The organism is Candidatus Amarolinea aalborgensis (assembly GCF_900491745.1).
Classification (GTDB): Bacteria; Chloroflexota; Anaerolineae; order SSC4; family Amarolineaceae; genus Amarolinea; species Amarolinea aalborgensis.
The window spans coordinates 73,802-91,714 of sequence record NZ_UETR01000008.1 but is presented as its reverse complement, the minus strand read 5'-3'; the positions used below and the strand labels follow the sequence as shown (position 1 = coordinate 91,714).

At 63.7% G+C, this 17,913-nt stretch carries 12 protein-coding genes; 7 read left to right on the top strand and 5 right to left on the bottom strand.

Going from position 1 to position 17,913, the window contains the following annotated elements:
- Positions 1 to 303: 303 nt before the first annotated feature.
- The 4 genes from ACPQ6D_RS12485 (at position 304) to ACPQ6D_RS12470 (ending at position 13,107) form a co-directional block, all read left to right on the top strand.
- Positions 304 to 3,312, top strand: coding sequence for a hypothetical protein (locus tag ACPQ6D_RS12485; RefSeq protein ID WP_423224662.1), 3,009 nt, complete (start codon positions 304 to 306; stop codon positions 3,310 to 3,312).
- A gap of 492 nt (positions 3,313 to 3,804) precedes the next feature.
- Complete coding sequence (locus ACPQ6D_RS12480; RefSeq protein ID WP_423224661.1) at positions 3,805 to 4,812, top strand: DUF4351 domain-containing protein; 1,008 nt, start codon at positions 3,805 to 3,807, stop codon at positions 4,810 to 4,812.
- 675 nt (positions 4,813 to 5,487) lie between these two features.
- Positions 5,488 to 6,495 (top strand): DUF4351 domain-containing protein, encoded by a 1,008-nt coding sequence (locus ACPQ6D_RS12475; RefSeq protein WP_423224660.1) that lies wholly within the window; start codon positions 5,488 to 5,490, stop codon positions 6,493 to 6,495.
- An 828-nt stretch (positions 6,496 to 7,323) separates the two neighbouring features.
- On the top strand, positions 7,324 to 13,107 hold the full coding sequence (locus tag ACPQ6D_RS12470; RefSeq protein WP_423224659.1) for a DUF7619 domain-containing protein: 5,784 nt from the start codon (positions 7,324 to 7,326) through the stop codon (positions 13,105 to 13,107).
- A 355-nt stretch (positions 13,108 to 13,462) separates the two neighbouring features.
- On the opposite strand, the gene ACPQ6D_RS12465 is transcribed toward ACPQ6D_RS12470, so the two are convergent.
- Together ACPQ6D_RS12465 and ACPQ6D_RS12460 are read right to left on the bottom strand one after the other, a co-directional pair.
- Positions 13,463 to 13,834 (bottom strand): type II toxin-antitoxin system VapC family toxin, encoded by a 372-nt coding sequence (locus ACPQ6D_RS12465; RefSeq protein WP_423224658.1) that lies wholly within the window; start codon positions 13,832 to 13,834, stop codon positions 13,463 to 13,465.
- An 8-nt stretch (positions 13,835 to 13,842) separates the two neighbouring features.
- Complete coding sequence (locus ACPQ6D_RS12460) at positions 13,843 to 14,073, bottom strand: type II toxin-antitoxin system Phd/YefM family antitoxin (protein WP_423224657.1); 231 nt, start codon at positions 14,071 to 14,073, stop codon at positions 13,843 to 13,845.
- A gap of 238 nt (positions 14,074 to 14,311) precedes the next feature.
- On the opposite strand from ACPQ6D_RS12460, the gene ACPQ6D_RS12455 reads away from it, so the two are divergent.
- Positions 14,312 to 14,722, top strand: a complete 411-nt coding sequence (locus ACPQ6D_RS12455; RefSeq protein ID WP_423224656.1) for a DUF302 domain-containing protein — start codon at positions 14,312 to 14,314, stop codon at positions 14,720 to 14,722.
- 30 nt (positions 14,723 to 14,752) lie between these two features.
- Here the strand turns inward: ACPQ6D_RS12455 and ACPQ6D_RS12450 are convergent, their stop codons facing one another.
- The 3 genes from ACPQ6D_RS12450 to ACPQ6D_RS12440 all read right to left on the bottom strand — a co-directional run bounded on the left by ACPQ6D_RS12450 (position 14,753) and on the right by ACPQ6D_RS12440 (position 16,522).
- Positions 14,753 to 15,106: a DUF5615 family PIN-like protein gene (locus tag ACPQ6D_RS12450; RefSeq protein ID WP_423224655.1), complete on the bottom strand. Its 354-nt coding sequence runs from the start codon at positions 15,104 to 15,106 to the stop codon at positions 14,753 to 14,755.
- Between the two features lie 3 nt (positions 15,107 to 15,109).
- Positions 15,110 to 15,412: a DUF433 domain-containing protein gene (locus ACPQ6D_RS12445; RefSeq protein ID WP_423224654.1), complete on the bottom strand. Its 303-nt coding sequence runs from the start codon at positions 15,410 to 15,412 to the stop codon at positions 15,110 to 15,112.
- A 219-nt stretch (positions 15,413 to 15,631) separates the two neighbouring features.
- A complete protein-coding gene (locus ACPQ6D_RS12440; protein WP_423224653.1) occupies positions 15,632 to 16,522 on the bottom strand; it encodes an NAD-dependent epimerase/dehydratase family protein in 891 nt (296 codons plus the stop codon).
- A 184-nt stretch (positions 16,523 to 16,706) separates the two neighbouring features.
- On the opposite strand from ACPQ6D_RS12440, the gene ACPQ6D_RS12435 reads away from it, so the two are divergent.
- Positions 16,707 to 17,273, top strand: coding sequence for a Uma2 family endonuclease (locus tag ACPQ6D_RS12435; protein ID WP_423224652.1), 567 nt, complete (start codon positions 16,707 to 16,709; stop codon positions 17,271 to 17,273).
- A gap of 19 nt (positions 17,274 to 17,292) precedes the next feature.
- Positions 17,293 to 17,913, top strand: a complete 621-nt coding sequence (locus ACPQ6D_RS12430) for an NAD(P)-dependent oxidoreductase (protein WP_423224651.1) — start codon at positions 17,293 to 17,295, stop codon at positions 17,911 to 17,913.

Genomic DNA, 17,913 nt, shown 5'->3' with positions numbered 1-17,913 from the left:
TGGTTGACTATGCTCTGCATTGGAAATTGCTGCGTCCCGTAGGGACGATTGAATGATGACGCCCGCGGTGGATCCCGCGGCCATACCGCGATCGTGGGCGAGGGGTTCAACCGTTTTCTCCTACCTACCCACCACAGGCAAGCCGCAGCCCAATGGCTCACGCCACAACGCCAGGGCGCACACCGATTCCTTCGTGGCCTTGGCGGCTTTGTGTGAGAACGCTCTGCGGCTCTGCGCTTTTTCTTTGACGCCCACCTGTGCTAAAATGGGACCAGCCCGGTTCGACTACAAAAGGAGAAACCCATGATTTGTAAACAGATTTTGCGTTCGTTGACGCCCCTGGCGCTCGTCCTGGGGCTGGTCTTGACGGCGCTGCCCGCGCCCGTGTGGGCCGCGAACGACCGCCCGGTCAAGTGGGAGAGCGGCGACACCTGGTCCGGCGCGCCAGGATGGGGCAGCTTCGCCAGCTTGACTGCCTCGGCTGGCACGTCCTATATCTTGACGACGTCCAGCAGCGCCGCTGGTAATAAGTATCTGCGCTTTGCCGACGATACCAACACCAACCGCTACGGCCCGAGCGGCGCGTCCGATATCAACCTGGGCATCGAGACATCCAACAATCTGCAGGACTGGAACGCTGGCAACAACAAGGCCTACTACGTCAACGTGGCCAGCACGTCCTACACCTACATCTTCAAGACCGACGGCACGAACAACGGCAAGGTCATCGTCTTCGAGGTGCAGGGCGCGGTGCGCACGATCAGCTCGGCCGCGCGCTCGCCGGCGGGCGCGGTGTGGCCCGGCAGCAGCGTGACCGTGAACGCGACGCTCAGCGGCAGCCAGCCGACCGGGCAGGGCGTTTATCTCCGCTACACCAACGACGCGTGGGCGACTTCGACGGTCGTCGAGATGGCGTGCGGCGGCGGCAGCAGCTGCTCGGCCTCCATTCCCGCGGCCATCAACACCGACGCCAAGAATGTCCAGTATTACCTGTTCACCTCCGGCGATGGGCTGACCATCAGCGGCGCGGACGCCGATTACTACACCATCAACCTCAATAATAACGGCGGCAGCAACTACGCTTACACCGTGCAGCCTGACGGCGTCATCGAGTCGGAGTACGGCTCCACGCGCATGCTGGACCTGGCGCTCAACAAATCGGGCGACGATGACGCCTGCGAAGGCGACGAGAAGAGCGACCTGATTGACTTTGCCGCCTTCTCTTACGATGCGTCCAGCGCCGTCGCCGGCAAGTGGTTCATGAGCTTTACGATTGACTCCAGCGCGGGCCTGACCAGCGGCGTGCAGCAGGGTTACATCATCGGCCTGGACACCGGTACGAAAGGCTCGCCCACGATTGACTTGAGCAGCGCGGGAACCTGGCAGCGCAACGTGGCTTTCCCCGGCGACTATTTCATCGCGCTCTATCCCAGCGGCGCGGACACGCTGAGCTCCGGTTTGTATGACAGCAGCCGCTCGCTGGTATCCAACACCACGGTCACGGTCGTCACCAAAGTCGTCAGCACGCGGCGCCAGATCGAAGTGACCCTGAGCGGCAGCGGCATGCCCACCGCCTTGACCGACAACAGCGCGGTCAACTTCCTGGTGCTGTCGGTCGGCGCCGTGGATGGTCACAACGTCAACGACGCGATTGGCGCCGGCCTCACGACGGAGTGCGCAACGGGCAAGACAACCTATACGCAGAGCCAGATGCAGACCAGCGAAGCGTCGTGCAAATTGGGCGGCCGGCCGACCGACAGCGGCGCGAACGATCGTCAATGCGTCAGCAACCCGCGGCGCGACACGGTCAACGCGATCAACGTCGGCGCGACCTGCACCACGACTACGGACAGCATCACGGTTGACGGCGCGGTGGACATCGGCAAGTACACCCTGCTGGCCGAGGACGCCTACGCCGGGCCGTATCTGGGCGGCCAATCCACGCTCTCCGATTTCGACGGCGAATCTGCGGCCTACAAGTATTACACCGACGCCAACGCCGGCACGTCCACGTCCGGCGCGGGCAGCAACCTCTACGACGCCAGCGCCAACGGCAGCAAGAAGGGCGCGGCCGATGTCGAATTGGTCTACGCGCGTGCGGACAGCAACTATCTCTATCTGATCGTCGAAGGGCCGTCCGCGCTGGGCGGCGCGGGCAGCATGGCTGGCGAGCCATTCGACCGCTCCAACCTGTTCATTGCCCTCGACACGCCGAAGGTCAGCAGCAGCACGGACACTGGCGGCGCAGGTTCCGGCGAGGCCGCCAACGCGCCCGCGTCACGCCGCGTCAACTTCAAGGGGTGGGCGCCTGATTACGTGATCGAGGTGGTGTGGGCCGGCGGCGACACGCAGGCCGATAACGTGCATCTGCACCAATGGAGCAGCGGCGTTGCCTGGACCAGCCTTGCCGACTTCCAAACGGTGCTCAGCCAGCCCACCGGCGCCGGCACACCGGCGCGCCTCTTTGGCCGCGCGGCGTTCGGCAGCGACGGCGACCGCAAGGGCCGCTACGAATTGGCTGTGCGCTGGAGCCAGATCGGCGGCGTCATTGCCAGCACCGATCAGCTCAAGATCGGCGTCTACACCACCGGCGACAGCAACCTGGGCGGCGTCAACGCGGACGACTGGGACGTGTTCGACCAGGGGCCGGGCATCGGCCAGGGCTGCACTGGGCTGGGCTGCCACGAACGCGTCGGCGATGACCCCGGCGACGGCGACAGCAGCAGCCAGAGCGGCGGCGAGAGCGACGAGACCCCCTACGTGGGTCAGACCGACGCCAGCGCCGATGTCGAGCCGGCCAGCGATCGCGCGAGCCGCGATGTGGACACCATCGAAGCGTACTACGTCTTCACGCCCAACGCGCAGTTGATCGGCTGTGCGCCCCTGGCCGCGGCGCTGGCCGACTTCAGCGCCGCGCCGAACGGCAGCGCCATCCGCGTGACGTGGGAGACGGTCAGCGAGGTGGGCAACATTGGCTTCAACCTGTGGCGGGGCGACGCGCCGAGCGCGCCGGACACGCAGCTCAACGCCAGCCTGATTCCATCGCAGGCCCCGGGCAGCAGTCAGGGCTTCGTCTACACCTTCGACGACGCCAATGTCGTCAGCGGCGCGACCTACTACTACTGGGTGGAGGACGTGGATGTGTACGGCGCGGCCACGCGCCACGGCCCGGTCAGCGCGACCTTCAACGCGCCGACGGCCGTGCGTCTTCTGGACGCGGGCGCGGTCGCCAGCCTGCCGTGGGCGCTGCCGCTGGCCGGTGCGGGGCTGCTGGCCCTGGCCGGGCTGGCCGCGCGCCGCCGGCGCGGGTAAACGCAGATAGTTCAGAAACGTTTGGAAAGCCGGGTTTCCGCAAGAGGCCCGGCTTTTGTTTGCGGCTGCGACGGCACGCGCCGTCCCGTAGGGACGCCTTGACTTGAGGCTGGCAACCACCCCACGATCCCGCCGTCCCGTAGGGACGATTGAATGATGACGCCCACGGTGTATCCCGCGGCAAGACCGCGACCGTGCGAGAGGGGTTCAACCGTCCCGCTGGGACGGCCATGAATGGCGCGATCCTGGGCGCTCAGGTCAGGCGTCCCTACGGGACAGGCGCCGATTTTTTCTTACCTACCCACCGCGGGCAAGCCAGAACCCAATAGCTCACACGAAGACACCAAGGCGCAAAGACATGCCCCGATTTCTTGGCGTCTTTGTGGCTTGGTGTGAGAAATCCGTGTGCGGCCGCACAGGCCGGCCTCTTTCAAAGGGCGTGGTTTTGTGCTACAATGCGCCAGGTCGCGATCACCCAGGGGGGCTTTGAGGATGGGCAAGCCATTGACCGACTACGACAATCCGTGGAAAGAGGCGCTGGAGCGCTATTTTCCGGAGTTCATGACGTTCTTCTTGGCCGATGCGGCGGCGGACATTGACTGGCGGCGCAAATACGAATTCCTGGACAAGGAACTGCGCCAGGTGACGCGTGAGGCGGAGTTGGGGGCGCGCCGCGTGGACCATTTGGTGCGAGTGCACCGACAGGGCGGGCAGGAGACATGGGTGCTGGTGCATGTCGAGGTGCAGGGTCAGCCCGAGCCTGACTTTGCGGAGCGCATGTATGTCTACAACTATCGCTTGTATGATCGGCATCACAGGCAGGTTGTGAGCCTGGCGGTGCTGGCGGATGAGACGGCGCTGTGGCGGCCGACGGGTTTTGGGTATGCGCTGTGGGGCTGCGAAGTTGGCATCAAGTTTCCGGTGATCAAGCTGCTCGATTATCGGGCGCGCTGGGACGAACTGGAGGCCAGCCGCAACCCCTTCGCGGTGATCGTCATGGCGCATCTGAAGTCGTTGGAGACGCGGCAGAATGACGATGCACGGTTGGCGGCCAAGGTGTGGTTGACGAAGCGGCTGTATCAACGAGGTTATCAGAGACAAGATATCATCAATCTATTTCGGTTCATAGATTGGGTGATCCAACTGCCAGAAGGTTTGGATGAAATCTTTTGGCGAGAAGTGCAAGCGATGGAGGAGGCGGAGCAAATGCCATACATCACCAGTGTCGAGCGCATTGGGATACGGAAGGGGCTGGAGCAGGGCATGGAACAGGGCATGGAACAGGGCATGCAGCAGGGCATGCAGCAGGGCATGCAGCAGGGCATGCAGCGAGAAGCCGTGCGGCAGTTGTGGCGCGTGCTGCGCCACCGCTTTGGCGACGCGGCCGCGCCGGCCGTGGAGAGCGCATTGCAGAGCCTGCCGCTTGCCGATCTCGAGAACTTGATGGACGTGGCCTTGGATGCCAGCTCGCTGGATGAGTTCCTCCGGGCCCTTCCTTGACGTGACGGAGAAACGGGGGCGCCAGGCGATCAGCCCCTGGAAGGTGAAGGGGTACGCGCCTGGCCGACGGCCGTGCGCGTGCCAGGCGCTGGCCGGATGCCAACGGCGCGGTGAACGCGCCTGAAAATGGGCCGCGGATGATCACGGATCGCCGCGGATGGTCTGTTTTTATCCGCGGGTGTGCGCCCCGCGCATAGGTGGCTGAGTGGAAAAGCCGGGTTTCCGCAAGGGGCCCGGCTTTTGTTTGCGGCGGCGACGGCGCGCGCCGTCCCGTAGGGACGCTTTGACTTGGGGCCAGCGACGACCCCACGATCTCGCCGTCCTGTAGGGACGATTGAATGATGACGCCCTCGGTGGATCCCGCGGCCATACCGCGACCATGGGGGAGGAGTTCAACCGTCCCGCGGGGACGGCCATGAATGGTGCGATCATGGGTGCTCAGGTCGGGCGTCCCTACGGGACAGGCGCCGATTTTTCTAACCTGCCCACCCCGGGCAAGCCGGAATCCAATGGCTCACACGAAGACACCAAGGCGCAAAGACATGCCCGATTTCTTGGCGTTTTTGTGGCTTGGTGTGAGAAATCCGTGTGCGGCCGCATAGGCCGGCCTCTTTCAAAGGGCGTGGTTTTGTGCTACAATGCGCCAGGTCGCGATCACCCAGGGGAGCTTTGAGGATGGGCAAGCCATTGACCGACTACGACAATCCGTGGAAAGAGGCGCTGGAGCGCTATTTTCCGGAGTTCATGACGTTCTTCTTGGCCGATGCGGCGGCGGACATTGACTGGCGGCGCAAGTACGAATTCTTGGACAAGGAACTGCGCCAGGTGACGCGTGAGGCGGAGGTAGGGGCGCGCCGCGTGGACCATTTGGTGCGAGTGCACCGACAGGGCGGGCAGGAGACATGGGTGCTGGTGCATGTCGAGGTGCAGGGTCAGCCCGAGCCTGACTTTGCGGAGCGCATGTATGTCTACAACTATCGCTTGTATGATCGGCATCACAGGCAGGTTGTGAGCCTGGCGGTGCTGGCGGATGAGACGGCGCTGTGGCGGCCGACGGGTTTTGGGTATGCGCTGTGGGGCTGCGAAGTTGGCATCAAGTTTCCGGTGATCAAGCTGCTCGATTATCGGGCGCGCTGGGACGAACTGGAGGCCAGCCGCAACCCCTTCGCGGTGATCGTCATGGCGCATCTGAAGTCGTTGGAGACGCGGCAGAATGACGATGCACGGTTGGCGGCCAAGGTGTGGTTGACGAAGCGGCTGTATCAACGAGGTTATCAGAGACAAGATATCATCAATCTATTTCGGTTCATAGATTGGGTGATCCAACTGCCAGAAGGTTTGGATGAAATCTTTTGGCGAGAAGTGCAAGCGATGGAGGAGGCGGAGCAAATGCCATACATCACCAGTGTCGAGCGCATTGGGATACGGAAGGGGCTGGAGCAGGGCATGGAACAGGGCATGGAACAGGGCATGCAGCAGGGCATGCAGCAGGGCATGCAGCAGGGCATGCAGCGAGAAGCCGTGCGGCAGTTGTGGCGCGTGCTGCGCCACCGCTTTGGCGACGCGGCCGCGCCGGCCGTGGAGAGCGCATTGCAGAGCCTGCCGCTTGCCGATCTCGAGAACTTGATGGACGTGGCCTTGGATGCCAGCTCGCTGGATGAGTTCCTCCGGGCCCTTCCTTGACGTGACGGAGAAACGGGGGCGCCAGGCGATCAGCCCCTGGAAGGTGAAGGGGTACGCGCCTGGCCGACGGCCGTGCGCGTGCCAGGCGCTGGCCGGATGCCAACGGCGCGGTGAACGCGCCTGAAAATGGGCCGCGGATGATCACGGATCGCCGCGGATGGTCTGTTTTTATCCGCGGGTGTGCGCCCCGCGCATAGGTGGCTGAGTGGAAAAGCCGGGTTTCCGCAAGGGGCCCGGCTTTTGTTTGCGGCGGCGACGGCGCGCGCCGTCCCGTAGGGACGCTTTGACTTGGGGCCAGCGACGACCCCACGATCTCGCCGTCCTGTAGGGACGATTGAATGATGACGCCCTCGGTGGATCCCGCGGCCATACCGCGACCATGGGGGAGGAGTTCAACCGTCCCGCGGGGACGGCCATGAATGGTGCGATCATGGGCGCTCAGGTCAGGCGTCCCTACGGGACAGGCGCCGATTTTTCTTGCCTTCCCCACCCCAGGCAAGCCGGAATCCAATGGCTCACACAAAGACGCAAAGAACGCCAAGCAGAAAAGACTTGGCGACCTTGGCGTCTTCGCGGTTTCTTTGTGATCTCTGCGGTCAAAAATCCACAGGGCCGCCTCGACGTGACTATTCTGCACTGTGGACGTCTTGTTGTTTGTGATATAATGTACACAAATCGGCAGTCGCTGCGGCGCTGCTGGCATGACGGCGGGGCGTGGTGGACGCTCGTGTGATCGTTGCAGCTTGGCAAGGATCAACGGGCGTATGTTTTTCTAATGGTAGACCCACGACTGCTATTCCCCGAAGACCAAGCGTATGGAGGTAAGTTATGAAACAGTTCCCTGATGATTGGCGCGGTTTCGCGCGCGCAGCCCGACTCGGCGCACTCGTCCTGATGGTGTGGGCGACCGTGGCCGCCTCCGCGTGGACGCCCGCTGCGCACGCGGAGGGCACGCGCGAGCTGCTGCTCAGCAACACGGGCAAGCGCGCCCTGACTGAATTTCGTGACAGCAAGACCACGACACTCTACCGGCGCACCTGGCTGCGCGTCTACGCCAAGGCCGGTGAGATCATCAGCATGGGTTCCAGCGGCGTCGGCGTCGGCTCGGGCGACATCTGGCTGTGGAATCCGAACCTGATCAGCGACAGCCAGATGGCGACCGCCAGCATCCCCACCCCTAGCCTGAAATGCTCCACGGCGCAGCCCACGAAGGGCAAGCTGACCACGCGCGCGCAGGAGCAGGCTGGCCCGCTGCCCACCAGCGGAGGCTATGACCCGTGCACCTACACCGCGCCCGAAGCCGGCGTCTATTGGGTCGCCATGATCGGCCCGGCGGGCATCCTGGGGAACGGCGATGGCAGCGCGGGCACCATCGCCGCGCCGGTCACTGATAGCACCCAGAGCGCGGGCGTGTCCATGTGGGACATCACCGTGCGCGCGGCGGGGGTGACGAAGACGGGCCGCGTCTTCGTGGACTACCTGGCCATGCTCGCCGGCGGCAACGGCAGCACCTTCCAGCAGTTCTCCACCCTGTACGCGACCTCGGCCGACGGCTTCAAATACCGGCTCGATCTGCGCGGCCTGGATCCCAACGGCTATCTCCTCTATGGCAACAGCGTCGGTTTCCTCGATCCCGATGGCAAGACTCCCCTCTATCACGACCTGGTCGCGACCGACAACTCGCTCGGCACGATCCTGGGCGGGGTGAGGCAGTCCCCGGCCACGGCCAAGCTCTTCTTCAGCCTGCCCAATGCGGATCTGCCCACCACGATCGTGCCCGCGCCGCAGATTCCGACGATCAACAACGTCACCTTCAGCGGCTCGGCCGGCGGCAGCGCCGCTTCCTATGCGGTGGGCGGCCAGTTCACCTACACCGGCAACGTCGGCGGCATCTCCGAGGTCGTGATCAGCCGCGATGGCGTCAACTTCGACCCCACCAATGCGGCCAACCGCGTCCTGCGCTCTGTCACCGCGTTCGGCGTCAATGTGATCAACTGGGACGGCAAGGACAACAGCGGCGCGCCCTTCTCCGTGGGCGGGCCGTATCAGTTCAAGACTTCGATGCACGCGGGCGAGTATCACTTCCCGCTGCTGGACGCAGAGAACAGCGTCAACGGTGGGCCGACGCTGACCCTGCTCAATCCCATCGGCGGAACCTGCCCGTACCCATCGTGCAGCACGGCCTTCTACGATGACCGCGCCTACACAACCTCCACCGGCGTAGCGGTCAACCCGTCGGCCAACCCATCCGGCAACACGCCGCCGAACCCGCTCTATTCCGACCCCAAGAACGGCTTCGATTCGTCGGGCGTCCAGCGCAAATGGGGCGACGGCAGCGGCAACGGCTTCGGGAACTGGAAGGGGCTGGATCTGTGGACCTATTTCCCCAGCACCGCGGTGCAGAACTCGTTGACCATCGTGCCCCAGCAAAACCAGGATGCGCGCATCCAGAAGGCGCACAGCGCAGATTTCGTCATCGGGCAAAATGCCGCCTACACGCTCAAGGTCTCCAATGTGGGCAGCGGGACGATCAACGGCGTGGTGACGGTGGGCGACGCCCTGCCGGCTGGCTTGACTTACGTCTCGGCCGTGGGCGCGGGCTGGACGTGCAGCGCGGCCGGCCAGCAGGTCACCTGCACGCATCCCAACACCGCCGGCCTGGCCACGCCCGCTTATCTGCCCGACATCACCGTGACGGTGAGCGTGGGCCAGGCGGCCGCGCCCAGCGTCACCAACACCGCCACGGTCGCGATCGTCAGCGCCGATCAGAACATGGCCAACAATACGGCCAGTGATCCCACGGTGATCGAGAGCGCAGACCTGGCGATGACGAAAAGCGTCTCTCCGGCCACGGTCACCGCGGCCGGCCAGCAGGCAACGTACACCATCGTGGTCACCAACCAGGGGCCAAGCGCAGCCACGGGCGTCAGCATCAACGAAGCCATCCCCGCCGGGCTGACGTACAGCAGCTTCACCGCCAGCCAGGGCACCTTCACCACGGCGACGGGTGTATGGGCCGTCGGCGCGATGCCCGCGGGCTCCAACGCGACCTTGAGCATCGTCACCACGGTCAACAGCATCACCTGCGGCGCCACGATCAACAACACCGCGAGCCGGAGCGCCAGCAGCCCGTTCGACTACAGCAGCGCGAACGACAGCGCCAGCGCCAGCCTGCTCCTGGGCGGCACGGTGTCGTTGAGCGGCGTGGTGACGGAAGCCGGCAACGGCGCGGCCATCGTCGGCGCGGCCGTCCAGCTCACCGACAGCGCCAATCACGTCTACCAGACGACGACCGCGTCGGGCGGCGCGTACAGCTTCACCAGCACGCCCGGCGCGCCCATCGCCCTGGGCAGCGCCAGCCTGGCCGTGAGCAAGGCCGGCTATCAGTCCGGCACGACGACGCTGGCCATCAGCACGTGCGGGTCAAACACGCAAAATGTGACGCTCGGCACGGCCAACCTGTGGGTCACCAAGACCGACGGCCAGCCCACGGCGACGACCGATCAGTACCTGGATTACACGATCACGGTGCAGAACATCGGCACGGTGACGGCTGAGGGCGTCCAGGTGGTGGACATCCTGGACCGGAACCTGCTCCTCTTTGTCAGCGACACATCGGGCGTGACGCCGGTCGTCGTGAATAACGCCGACGGTACGACGTTCCGCACCTACACTCTAGCCAACGCCATCGCCCCCAACGGCTCGTTCGTATTCACCGTCCGCGTCCAGGTGAAGAACACTCTGCCCATCGGCACGACGGCGGTGTGGAACAAGGCGACCGTCAGCACGACCAGCCCCGAGGCTGATGTCACCAACAACGAGATCACCGACATTGACCTGATCGCCAGCGCGCCCGATTTGAAGATTAGCAAGACCGACAACACGACGGCGCTGCAGGCGGGACAAACAGGCCTCACCTATCAGCTCACCTACCAGAATGTCGGCAACGCCGCGGCGACCGGCGTCACCGTGGTGGACACCCTGCCGGCGAACGTCACGTATGTCGCCGGTTCCTGCAGCCCGGCCTGCACCTACAACGCAACCAACAGGACCGTCGCCTGGAACATCGGCGCGGTTGCGGTGGGCGCCCAGGGCGCGCTGACCTTCAATGTCAACGTGAACAGCACGGCGGCGCCGGGGGCCGTGGTGGCAAACAGCGCCGCGATCAGCGATGACAACTCGAACGGCGCGGATCCGAACACTTCGAACAACAGCGCGTACGACAGCGACACCGTGGCGGCGCCGAACATCGTGCTGGAAAAGCAGATCAGCAGCGCGCATACGCCGCCCAACTGGGGCGATCAGCTCACGTTCGTCCTGAGCTACGTCAACCGCGGCGCCGTAACAGCCACGAACGTAGTCATCAGCGACCCGCTGCCGGCTGGCACGACCTACGTCAGCCCGCTCCCGGCCGGCTGCTCTGAGAGCGGCGGCGTCGTCACCTGCAATGTGGGCGCAGTGGCGCCTGGCGCATCCGGCAGCGTCGCCATCCTGGTTACGCTGGCCAGGCAGACCAGCGCGGCGACGCAGACCGCCGCGACCCTCACGGCTGAGAGCCGCGCGGGCAGCGTCGTCGTCACTACATCGCTCACCGACAGCCGTCTGAAGGTCATTCCAACCGCCAGCAACCCGAACATGACCGCTGGCTGGAACGCGAACCCGCGCGCGGTCAACTTCGACGACAGCGCCTGGGAGGCGCCGAGCGCGCCCTTCGTCGAAAGTTACTGGACCGATGCGAGTCGCATCAACGCCCAGTGGGTGGCCTCGACGGCGACCGCGCAGATCTACGCCAATTACACCTTCTTCCGGCAGAAGTTCTGCGTGCCGTTGAACGCGACCGGGTTGACCGGCAGCGTGGAAGTGGCCAACGACGATTACGGCGACCAGTACCTCAACCAGGTCTTCCTGGCGACCAAGGTCGGCGCAGGCACCATCGAGACCTACAGTGCGACGAGCGGCGTGCAGGCCGGCGCCAATCTCTACGCCGTGCGGCTGCTGAACAACGTGCATGCTGGAAGCATTTACGACAATCAGGACCATCCGGGCCTGGTTGCGCGCGTCACTGCGGCCTACAGCGGCCTGGCGCCGTTTGCGGCCGCGCCCGCCATCACGCTGGCCGCCGCCCCGGTCGCGTTTACGATGGTCTCATCCAATCTGGGCGGCGTCGCGCCCTTCGAGTACCAGGTGGACTTCGGCGACGGGACCACGCCGCAGGCCTGGACGCCAGGCACGACGATCAACCATACCTACGCCGCGGCCGGCGCCTACACGGCGGTCGTCACCGCGCGCGATGCCTGGGGCTGCACGGCAACGGATGCGGCGCCGGTGACTGTGCTGCCGGTCGAGCGCAATCTGCTGGTGAACGCGGCGGCGGTGACTTATCAGAACGGCTATGCCGTGAGCTACAGCGGGCAGGCCGCCGCCGGCGCCGCGCTCCTGTCACGGGTGGACCTGGGCGTGACCAAAACCAGTGCGCCCAACCCGGCTTGGGCCGGCGAAGACATCGCGTACACCATCCACGTCACCAACAATGGAGACCACTCGTTAGGCCAGCTCCTGCTCAGCGACGCGCTGCCGGCTGCGATCCAGGGCGCGGTGTATCAGGTCAGCAAAGGGACGTTCGACCCCGTCACGGGCCTGTGGAGCGGGACGCTGGGCAAAAGCGATTCGTTCGACCTGACCATCACGGGCAAGGTTGACCCCATGGCCGCGGGCGCGCTGAACAACACCGTGTCGGTCAGCCCGGTGGGCGGCTCGGACGACACGAGCGGTAATAACTCGGCGACCGACGTCAACGCGCTGCAGCGCTGCGCCGACCTGGGAGTGACGATTGCCAGCCAGCCCGCGCAGTACCTGCCCGGCCGGGCGTTGACTTACCTGGTTACCACGACCAATTTTGGCAAGAGCGGCCTGACCGCTTTCCACCTGGCTCTCACGCTGCCCACCCTGCAGGGCGTCAGCTACACACCGAGCGAAGGCGCGTACGACGCCGGGACTGGCGTTTGGAGCGGCCTTCTGTTAGGCTCAGTTCAAGAGCTGACCTTGACCGTCGCGGGCGTCGTACCACCCGGCGCCAGCGGTACGCTGACGGCCGCGGCGACGGTCAGTCCATCGGCTGGCACGGCCGACTGCGACGCTCGCAACAACAGCGCGCAGGTCAGCAGCGCGCTCAATCCCATGGCCGTCACCCTGGCTGACTTCAGCGCGGCGCAGACGGGCGATGCCGTGCTGCTGACGTGGGAGACGGTCAGCGAGCTGCACAACCGCGGCTTCAACCTCTACCGCGGCGTGGCGGCCACCGCGCCCGATCGGCAGCTCAACGGAACCCTGATCCCGTCGCAGTCGCAGGGCAGCCCCGGCGGCTTCATTTACACCTGGGAAGACCGCGCTGAGCTCACGCCGGGCGCGACGTACTTCTACTGGGTGGAGGATGTGGACATCACCGGCGCCGCCACGCGCCACGGCCCGGTCAGCGTGGATTACGGCGCGCCGACCGCCGTGCGCGTGCTGGACGCGGGCGCGGCCGCGAGCCTGCCTTTGGCCTTGCCGCTGGCGGGCGCAGGGCTGCTGGCGCTGGTTGGACTGGCCGCGCGCCGCTGGCGGCGCGGTTAAGTCACCTGCAAATAGGCCGCGGATGAACACGAATCGCTACGGATTGCCTGTTTTCATTCACGGTTGTGCGCCCCGTGCGTAGGTAATTGACTGGAAAAGTCGGGTTTCCCACGGAAACCCGACTTTTTTCTTGCCGTGCCTAACCCAGGCAAGCCGGAACCGAATGGCTCACACAAAGACACAAAGGACGCCAAGAAGAAAACTCTTGGCGTCTTGGCGGTTTTTTCTCTGCGTTCTTTGTGATCCTTGCGGTCAAAGACCCATTAGGCCCCGTTTGCCAGGGTGAGGTGACTAATGAGTCTGACTGAAGATCGTCATAGGTGACGTGGGAGACCAACGCGGATTGCCCCGGGCATTACCACACCGCGGCGGCATAGAACGATCGAATCTCCAAGTCGGACGTCACCAAGGGGCAACCGAGGAGGCTGGCCGTCGCCACAATCGTGCGGTCGGCCGGGTCTTTGTGATCCCAGGCCAGCGCCAGGTTCTTCAACCAGGTCGCTTCTGTCACCGGCTCAAGGTGTACGCGATCGGTTACTTTGAGTTTGGCGACGAAGGTCTCAGGCGTCAGGGGCAGATCCAGTTTGCCACGCTTGACTTTGAGGCCGATTTCCCAGATTGAAATCGAACTAACGATGACCTGTGAAGCGCCCGCGATGACGCTGGCGGCGTTGGCAGAGAGCTGTTCGGGTGCAAACGTCCAGTAGAGCAGTGCGGACGTATCCATAACCACCATTAGACTTCGCTCCACTCATCGGCGGTTGGCGTGTTTGGGTCTTCATGCCAGACCATCTGGCCGCGATAAGGGGAAAACACCTCGTCCACGCCAGGTTTTTGCGTGATACGCTGAATCCGCAACACAGGGTGGTTATTGTCGGTCACGATGACCTCTTCGCCCGTTTGCTCAATCTGACGAAAGACCTGCAGCATATGGGTTTTTAGCTTACTCTTGGAGATCGTTAGCATCAAGCACCTCTCTGGCGGCAAAAACCAATGGGTAGTCATAGCCATGACCATAGTCACATCATGCCACGAACCCATCGAATTGTCAAGTGATTGGCTGGTGCATGCTGTAGAACCAAAACCTGCTGCGTAAGGCCGTGCGCTGTTGTCACCTTTGCACGGCCGGCGGCATCAAACCAGTCGAGTCAGACGGCCTCATACCGGCGCTGACGCTGGCGTGGGGTATTTTCAGGAGGAAGCTATGCATGAGACAGCACAAACTGCCATCGGCCGCACGGTGCGGCTGCACACCGATTTTGCATCGGCGCTGGCGCGAGTCACAGAGGCGTTGAAAGCGGAAGGCTTTGGCGTGCTGACCGAGATTGACGTGCAGGAGACGCTCAAAAAGAAGCTGGGCGTGGACTTCAGGCCTTACAGGATCCTCGGCGCCTGCAACCCGCCGCTGGCCTATCGCGCGCTGTCCGCCGCGCCCGAAGTGGGGCTGCTGCTGCCGTGTAACGTGGTGGTGGCGCAGGTCGAGGAGGGCGTCATCGAGGTGTCGCTGGTGGATCCACTCGCGATGCTGGGCGTCCTCGCCTATGCCGAGCTCAAGCCCGTGGCTGCAGACGCCGCGGCCCGCCTCGATCGGGTGGCCGCCAGTTTATCAAGCTGAAGCGTGGCAATTCGCCTACAGGTTTCTTTCTCACCGCAGCGGCAGATATCGTATCTGGCCGTTCCACTCGCCATCGAGGCTGCACTCGGCGAGCAGAAGAATGTCCTCGATGGCGACCCTGACTGGAACTTCTCTGCTCACTTCGAAGACACCTGGCATAGACTTGCCTGCCCGAACACGTTCGTAAGCAAATCGAGTGATCGTTGATACATCATGGGTCAACAGGACGCGGCCTTCCTGGGCTGCCCATGCCAACACCGTGGGGTCGTCAGCCGCCGACAAACCCACGTCCTGAACGCGCACCAAATCCAAGCCCGGATTACGTCGTTGTAGACCGCGTACGATGTTATTGTTGAAGTTTTCGTCAGCAGCGAATGCCAGCATGGCTCATGCCTTCATGCCTGCACGACGCGCCAGCAGGCGATCACGTACTCCCTGAGGGTCAAAACGCGCCTCGTTCTGCTTGCGAACTGCATCCACCTGTGCTTGGCGCTTCTGCAAGTACGTTTCGATCTCTTCTGGATGCCGCAGATAGTGACCAATCACGGAGTAGACATCGGCCAAAGCCACGGATGGATATTGCTGTATGACTTCTTCGGCTGTCGCTCCATCCTTGAAAGCAGCGATCACCGTTTCTAGCGTCACGCGAGTGCCACCGATCCGCACGACACCGGTGACGTCGACTGCCATAGGACTGATCTCAGTGGTAGTTACCATTTCGTTATCTCCACATCCATATATGTTGCAGGTCCGGAATGCGGTAAGCGTGAATCTCCATCGCATTCCTTCCTTTCACTGTCATGCATACGCCATCCTGCCCACTGCAACCCAAGCATACCACAAGTTGTGGTCGGCGGCAACCAACGCGGCTTGGCCGGCAGGCTGCCATATCCAGCCCCCCGTGCGTGATCAAGCCGAAGGCGCCATCAGCGTTTCCGCCAGGGTTTGCTGCCAGGTGCGGCTGGGCTGAAAGCCAAGCGCCTCGCGCAGGCGGTGATCGTCGTAGCGCCAGGATTGGCTGTAGAAACGCCGGCTGGCGCGCTCTGCATCGCTCAGCGCGGCCAGCGGTTTGTGGACGATGCGGCAGTCCCGGCCAGTCAGGCGAATCAGCTCGCTGAAGAGGTCGTGCCAGGTAAAATGCCCGGCCAGCATGTTGAGCGGGCCGCCCATCGGTCGCGCCAGGCACTCGGCCGTGATCCAGGCCAGGTCGCGGGCGTCAATCCAGGCATCGCGATACTGTGACCACTCTGCCGCGTCGCCGCCCGGCAGCAGCACGTCGCTCTCCTCGATCAAGCCGGTGAGCCGCCGGCGCGCAGTGGGATGAGGCCCCCAGATGTGCGGCGCGCGCAGGCTGGTGAAATCACCGCGCCCCTGGCGCGAGGCCGCTTCCATCAGCAGGCGCTCGCTGATGATCTTGCCGCGAGCGTAGTCGTTGTAATCTTCATCCAGCCGCGTCTCCTCGCTGATCAACGGCGCGGTCGCCAGGCCGTAGACATCCAGGCTGCTGAAGAAGACGAACGGTCCGGTCTGCCAGCCCTCCAGCAGCGCCTGCATGGCGGCCATGTCCACGGCAGGCTCGGTGAAGGTGCTGGCTGCGTGGACGATGCCGGTCACGCCGTCGGCCGCGCGGCGCAGACTGCTGGGATCGGCCAGGTCGCCGATGGCGATCTCCGCGCCCAGGGTCTGCGCGGCCGCAGCGGAAGCCTCTCGCGCCAACGCGCGCACGGCCAGGCCGCGCTGGCGAAGTTCACGAACCACATAGCTGCCAGAGAGACCGGTGGCGCCGGTGACGAGGATCATGGTGTGCGCTCCTAATCGCTGCTTGTCACAACAGAACTGATTCTTGTGGCTGGCATTATAGCACGCGCCGCGCCGGGCATCAAAGCCGCGAGTTTTTTCCTTTCGGCGCAGCCCTCAGCCTTGTGGTATAATCTTTGCCATTGACATGATGAATGTGTTGAACACGTAAAATCGAGGTGATGCGATGGCTGTCCTGACGGCGCCGCCCAAACGCAGAACAAAGCCGATAACTGGAAATGAACTGCTGGCGATGGGTGATATCGGCCCCAGCGAGCTGATTGATGGGAGGATTGTGACGATGACTCCGACTGGCGATGAGCACGGCACGATAGAGTTCAATCTTGGTGGCGAGTTGCGTGCATTCGTGCGCCAGCATCGGCTGGGACGTGTCACAGGTGGCGAAGTTGGCATCTATACGCGGCGCAATCCTGATCGCGTGCGCGCCGCGGACATTGCTTTCATCTCGACGAACCGCATGGCGCAGCCGGTCAAGGGCTACCTGGCCGTTGCGCCTGATCTGGTAGTGGACATCATGTCGCCCGATGACCGTTGGCAGGATGTACGCGAGAAGCTGGCAGAGTATTTTGCCATTGGCGTGACGTGGGTGTGGATTGTTGAGCCGTCAAACCGCAAGGTGTTGGTCTTCCGCTCGCCCACGGCGGTCGAAGAATTCGGCGACGATAACACCCTGCGCGGCGAGGGCGTGTTGGCAGGGTTTGCGCTCAAGGTGGCAGACCTGTTTGACATTTGAGGCAGAGGAAAACTTACGCATGAAAATCGCAGTTTTTGGCGCCACGGGTGGCACGGGTAGGCAAGTCGTTGAACAAGCGCTGGCCGCTGGGCATCAGGTCACGGCGCTGGCGCGCAATCCGGCCAGGCTCACACTGGCAAACGCCAATCTGACCGTCGTCACGGGCAACGTGCTCAACGCGGTCAATGTGGAGGAGACGCTGCAAGGCGCGGACGCGGTCGTCGTTTCCCTGGGCAACACCGAATCTAACCCCGACTATATCGTCTCGCTTGGCACGCAAGTCATCGTCGCCGCGATGCAGCGCCTGGGAGCGCCGCGACGCATCGTAGTCGTCAGCTCGCTCGGCGTTGGCGACAGCAAGGACCAGGTGCCCTTTGCCTTCAAGCTGCTCATGAAGAGCGTGCTCCGAAAGCCGATGGAAGATAAGGAACGTCAGGAGGCGTTGGTGAAGGCGAGCGATCTCGATTGGACCATCGTCCGGCCAGGCGGCTTGACCAACGGGCCGGCGACTGGCCGCTACCAGTCGGGGATAGATACCAAGATCGGCGCCGGGCAAGTTTCACGCGCCGATGTGGCCGCGTTTGTTCTCAAGCAGCTCACCGATTCAACCTATCTGCACCAGGCGCCGGCGATCAGTTGA